Source organism: Streptomyces sp. NPDC058459 (genome assembly GCF_042721685.1).
In the GTDB taxonomy this organism is placed as follows: Bacteria; Actinomycetota; Actinomycetes; order Streptomycetales; family Streptomycetaceae; genus Streptomyces.
Window position 1 is genome coordinate 1 of the sequence record NZ_JBHXLV010000324.1, and the last position, 4,552, is coordinate 4,552.

The 4,552-nt window shown below is 75.2% G+C and carries 5 protein-coding genes and 1 pseudogene; 3 read left to right on the forward strand and 3 right to left on the reverse strand.

Going from position 1 to position 4,552, the window contains the following annotated elements; translation table 11 throughout:
• Positions 1 to 78 precede the first annotated feature (78 nt).
• The 3 genes from ACFWN1_RS31820 to ACFWN1_RS31830 form a co-directional block, all read right to left on the reverse strand.
• The gene (locus ACFWN1_RS31820) at positions 79 to 465 is read right to left on the reverse strand and encodes a DUF3040 domain-containing protein (RefSeq protein WP_384369756.1); all 387 of its coding nucleotides are present in this window, start codon (positions 463 to 465) and stop codon (positions 79 to 81) included.
• A gap of 276 nt (positions 466 to 741) precedes the next feature.
• Positions 742 to 1,530: a class I SAM-dependent methyltransferase gene (locus ACFWN1_RS31825; protein WP_384369759.1), complete on the reverse strand. Its 789-nt coding sequence runs from the start codon at positions 1,528 to 1,530 to the stop codon at positions 742 to 744.
• A gap of 188 nt (positions 1,531 to 1,718) precedes the next feature.
• Positions 1,719 to 2,222 carry an SAV_6107 family HEPN domain-containing protein gene (locus ACFWN1_RS31830; RefSeq protein ID WP_384369762.1) on the reverse strand — a complete coding sequence of 168 codons (504 nt, stop codon included), beginning with the start codon at positions 2,220 to 2,222 and terminating at the stop codon, positions 1,719 to 1,721.
• Between the two features lie 104 nt (positions 2,223 to 2,326).
• Between ACFWN1_RS31830 and ACFWN1_RS31835 the strand changes: the two are divergent.
• The 3 genes and pseudogenes from ACFWN1_RS31835 (at position 2,327) to ACFWN1_RS31845 (ending at position 4,541) form a co-directional block, all read left to right on the forward strand.
• Positions 2,327 to 3,110: pseudogene (locus ACFWN1_RS31835) on the forward strand (ATP-binding cassette domain-containing protein).
• Positions 3,082 to 3,858, forward strand: a complete 777-nt coding sequence (locus tag ACFWN1_RS31840; protein ID WP_384369765.1) for a YhgE/Pip family protein — start codon at positions 3,082 to 3,084, stop codon at positions 3,856 to 3,858. The pseudogene ACFWN1_RS31835 and the gene ACFWN1_RS31840 overlap by 29 nt, the downstream one beginning before the upstream one ends.
• 56 nt (positions 3,859 to 3,914) lie before the next feature.
• On the forward strand, positions 3,915 to 4,541 hold the full coding sequence (locus ACFWN1_RS31845) for a TetR/AcrR family transcriptional regulator (protein WP_384369768.1): 627 nt from the start codon (positions 3,915 to 3,917) through the stop codon (positions 4,539 to 4,541).
• Positions 4,542 to 4,552: the final 11 nt, after the last annotated feature.

Genomic DNA, 4,552 nt, shown 5'->3' on the forward strand with positions numbered 1-4,552 from the left:
CCCCCTCTGGCATGAATCCCTGGGGAGTCCGGCGTGATGCCTGGGTCCGGGGAGTCCCGGCCGGGGTGCCCGGAGCGCTCAGTGGCCCTGTTCGTCGCGGCGGCGCTGCCAGCGGTCCTCGATGCGTTCCATGACGGTACGTTTCCGCCGGACGGGGTGGCGCTTGGTGTGGCCCCTGGGATGTTCGCCCGGCTTGGGTGCCTTGCGCCAGCCGGTGACGGCGAGCACGGCACAGCCGAGCATCACGAGGAAGCCGACGACGCTGATCCAAATGAGCTGGGCGACCATACCGGCCATGAGGAGCGCGATACCGACGAGGAAGCCCGCGACCGCCTGGTAGACCCGGCGCCGGGTGTACGTCCGCAGCCCGTTTCCCTCAAGCGCCGACGCGAACTTGGGATCTTCGGCGTACAGCGCTCGCTCCATCTGCTCGAGCATGCGCTGCTCGTGCTCCGAGAGCGGCACGGAGTCCTCCTCATCGTGCAGTCGCCGGGGCGACTCCGGGGGGTCCTTTCAGGATAGGCAGGGAATCGCCCCCGTGAAACCCGCCCCTCTGCGCCATCTGGCCAACCGGTCCGTCAGGGCGTCCCGGCCCGCTGAGGCTGTCATTCCCCGGCGGCCGACCCGTCATGCCGGTCGGTGTACCTCGATCATACGGCGCAAACCCCTCGATCGGGGGGCTTGTGGCGTACTCCATCTGCCGCCGCGTCCCTGATCAGCGGCGTGTCCCCCGGGGCGGGTTCAGTCTCGGGCGCCTTCGGCGGGCCCTTCGGTCACGCGGGTCTCACCGAGCACATGGACCTGGGTGGCCACGGAGTGGAAGGCGGGCAGCTCCGCGACGGCGGCCTCCAGCAGCAGCAGCGCGTCCAGCGCGCCGGGCTCGGTGTCCACCAGGACGCCGGGCACCAGGTCGGCGAAGACCCGTACGCCGTGCACGGCACCGACGCGCAGGCCCGCGTCCTCGACCAGCGTGGTGAGCTGTCCGGGGGTGAAGCGGTGCGGCACCGGGTCGCCCTCGCCCCAGCGGCCGTCCGGGTCGGCCAGGGCCTGCCGGGCCTCGGTGAAGTGTCCGGCGAGGGCGCGGGCCAGCACGGCGCCGCCGGCGCCCGCCGCCAGCAGGCTGAGCACGCCCTCCGGGCGCAGCGCGGCCACCGCGTTGCCGACGCCCTCGGCGGGGTCGTCCACGTACTCCAGCACTCCGTGGCACAGGACGGCGTCGAAGCCGCCGCGCCCGACCACGTCGAAGAGGCCGTGGGCGTCGCCCTGGACACCCCGGACCCGGTCGGCGACGCCCGCCTCGGCGGCGCGGCGCTCCAGGGCGAAGAGCGCGTTGGGGCTGGGGTCGACGACGGTGACGTGGTGGCCGAGCCGGGCGACGGGCACGGCGAAGTTGCCGCTGCCGCCGCCGGTGTCCAGCACGTCCAGCGAGTCCCGTCCTGTGGCCTTGACGCGGCGGTCCAGGGCGTCCTGGAGGACGTCCCACACCACGGCGGTACGGAGAGAGGCGCGGGGGCGCGTCGGGTCCGGCACGGCTGTTGCTCCTCGGCACGGCACCGCCCGTTGCCCGGCGGCGCGATGGGGGTCTCCCCGGCCGGTCGCGGGAGGTGCGCGGCGGGTGGAGACGTAAGGCGCCTCCACCCTATGGCCTCGCCCGCCGCACCCGGTCACCCCCGCCGGGTGCGGCGGCGCGCGTCTCGCCCAGTGGACGCGAGCGCGGGTCAGCCGGTGTCCGGGCGGGGCCGGGGCGCCGTCGGCCGGAGGGCGAGCAGCCGCTCGACCAGGCGCAGGAACATGCCCGCGTCGCGTATCAGGTCGTCGGCGTCGCGGGGGCCGGCCGCGCCCCGGATGCCGGCCTCGGCGCGGGCCCGGCGGTCGGCCCCGGAGGCGAACAGGGCGCTCCACTCGGCCAGCTCGGGCGCCAGCTCGGGCAGCACCTCCCAGGCGGGGCGGATACGGGCCCGGCGGCGCGCGGTGGCCTCGGGGCGCCCCCGGACGGCGAGGACGGCGGCGGCCGCGCGGAGGGCGGCGAGGTGGGCCAGGGCGTACCGCTCGTTCGGCGTCTCCATGGCGGCGGCCTCGTCCAGCGTGGTGTGGGCCTGGCCGAGCAGGGCGACGGCCGCGGGCGGTGCCGTGGACCGGCGGAGCACGGGGTGGACGTCGCTCGCGGCGGTGGCCGTTGACGAGCTGGTCATGACGAACCTCCTGTCGTCCGGTGACGGCATGGATGCCGTATGCCCACATCGTGCGGTATGCCACTGACAATCCGTTCCGACCTGCTGCTTCGCCCCAACTCCACTCGGCCGTCGAGGCGTCGGCGAACACCTGCGTGGCAGCCGGGCCTGGCCGCGCACGGCCGTTCGAGGGGTTCGGGCTCAGGGGGCCACGGGGGTGGGCCTTCCGGGACATCGGCTTCGAGGCCGGGCCGGTTCGCTGATCGCCGTGGAGGGACCGTCCGGCTCCGGCCGCAGTTGTCTGCTGCCGGCGCTCACCGGGCGGATGAAACCGACCGAGGGCGGGGCGGCCGTCGGGGACCTCCCGCTCCCCCGGCGCATGGGAGCGGTGCGCCGGCTCAGCGCGGTGGCCGACGTCGCCGGCGTCACCGGCCTGGAGCCCGCGCTGACCGTGGGCGAGCACCTGCGCGAACGGGCCCTGCTCCGGCGCCGGTCCGGCGACTCGCTGCGCGAGGTGCTGCATCCGCGTCCGCAGCGCGTCCACGAGGCCCGGCTGCGCGCGGACGCGGCCCTGGCCGCCGCCGGGCTCGACCTGGACGCCCTGCCGAAGGGCTCGCGCACCGCCGTACGGGACCTGGAGCGGCTGGAGGAGCTGCGGCTGTCCGTGGCGCCGGCGCTGATCGCGGGCCCCGGCTCCTGGCGGTGGACGACGTGGAGCTGAAGCTCTCGGCGGCCGAACGCACCGAGGTCTGGGACCTGTTGCGCTCCCTGACCGGCGCGGGCACGACCGTCCTGGCCGTGTGCCGCACCGCCCCCGGCGACTGCGTCACCGTCTCCACCGGGCCGGCCCCGGCCGGCCACGCAAAAGACGCCGAAACCCCTGCCGACGCCCCCCGGGAGGAGGCCCCCGATGCGCTCACCGGGGCTGGCCGCGCTTGAGCTGCGCCGGTTCGGTGGGGGCCGGCTGCCCCGCGCCGCGCTGGTCGCGCTGCTGGTGCCGCCCCTGCTCTACGGCGCCCTGTACCTGTGGTCGTTCTGGGACCCGTACGGCCGTCTGGACCGCGTCCCCGTGGCCCTGGTCGACGAGGTCCAGGGGGTGACGGCGGGCGGGAGGAAGATCACCGCCGGTGCCGACATCGTCAGGGGGCTGCGCGAGCGGCGGACCTTCGAGTGGCACGAGGTCGCCGTCCGGGGCGGTGATCTGACGACCATGCGGCAGAACCTGACCACCCTGCGCGCACAGGCCGACGCCCTCGCCGAGCGCGCCCCGCACCTGCACCAGGACGTCGCGGACGCCGTCGCCCGGATCGACCGGCTGAACGAGGGCGCGAGCGCCGCCGCCGCCGGGGCGAGGAAGCTGCACACCGGGCTCGGCACCGCCCGGTCCGGCTCGGCCGGCCGCATCCTGGTGCTTGCGCTGCTGATGCTCCAGCTGACCTCGGCGGCCGGCACCTACCCGGTGCAGACCAGTCCGGGCTTCTTCAACGCCATCCACCCCTGTCTGCCGATGAGTCACGTGGTGTCGGCGCTGCGCAGGCTGATCTCCGGCGGCGGGCTCGGCCCGGTGTGGCAGGCGTGCGTGGTGCTGACGGCGTTCACCGCCGGCGCCCTCGCGCTGACCGCGCTCACCGCCCGGCGCCGCCAGGTGTGGACGCTCCAGCGGCTGCACCCGGAGCTGAGCCTGTGAGCGCCGGGGCGGCGGAGGCGGTCCGGCGGCCCGGCGCACCTGTGAGAATCGGGTCCATGGAAAGCACCAGCGCCACGCCCGCCGGCAGTACGCGCCGCGAGGCCACCCGGCAGAAGCTCTACGAGGCGGCCGTCACCCTCATCGCCGAGCAGGGGTTCTCCGCGACCACGGTGGACGAGATCGCCGAGCGCGCCGGGGTGGCGAAGGGCACCGTCTACTACAACTTCGCCAGCAAGTCGGTGCTCTTCGAGGAGCTGCTGCGGCACGGCGTCGGACTGCTGACCGCCTCGCTGCGGGAGGCCGCCGAGCGCACCACCCGCGAGGGCGGCGGCGGGGTGGACGCGCTGGACGCGATGATCCGCGCGGGCCTGGTCTTCATCGACCGCTACCCGGCCTTCACCCAGCTGTACGTGGCCGAGCTGTGGCGCACCAACCGGGCCTGGCAGTCGACGCTGATGGTGGTCCGCCAGGAGGCCGTCGCGGTGGTCGAGGGGGTGCTGCGCGACGGCGTGGCGGACGGGGAGTTCAGCGACGAGATCGACGTACCGCTGACGGCGGCCGCGCTGGTGGGGATGGTGCTGGTGGCCGCGCTGGACTGGAAGGCGTTCCAGCCGGAGCGCTCGCTCGACGACGTGCACTCCGCGCTGTCCCGGCTGCTCCAGGGGCGGGTCAGCGGGGGCTGAGCCGCGAGACC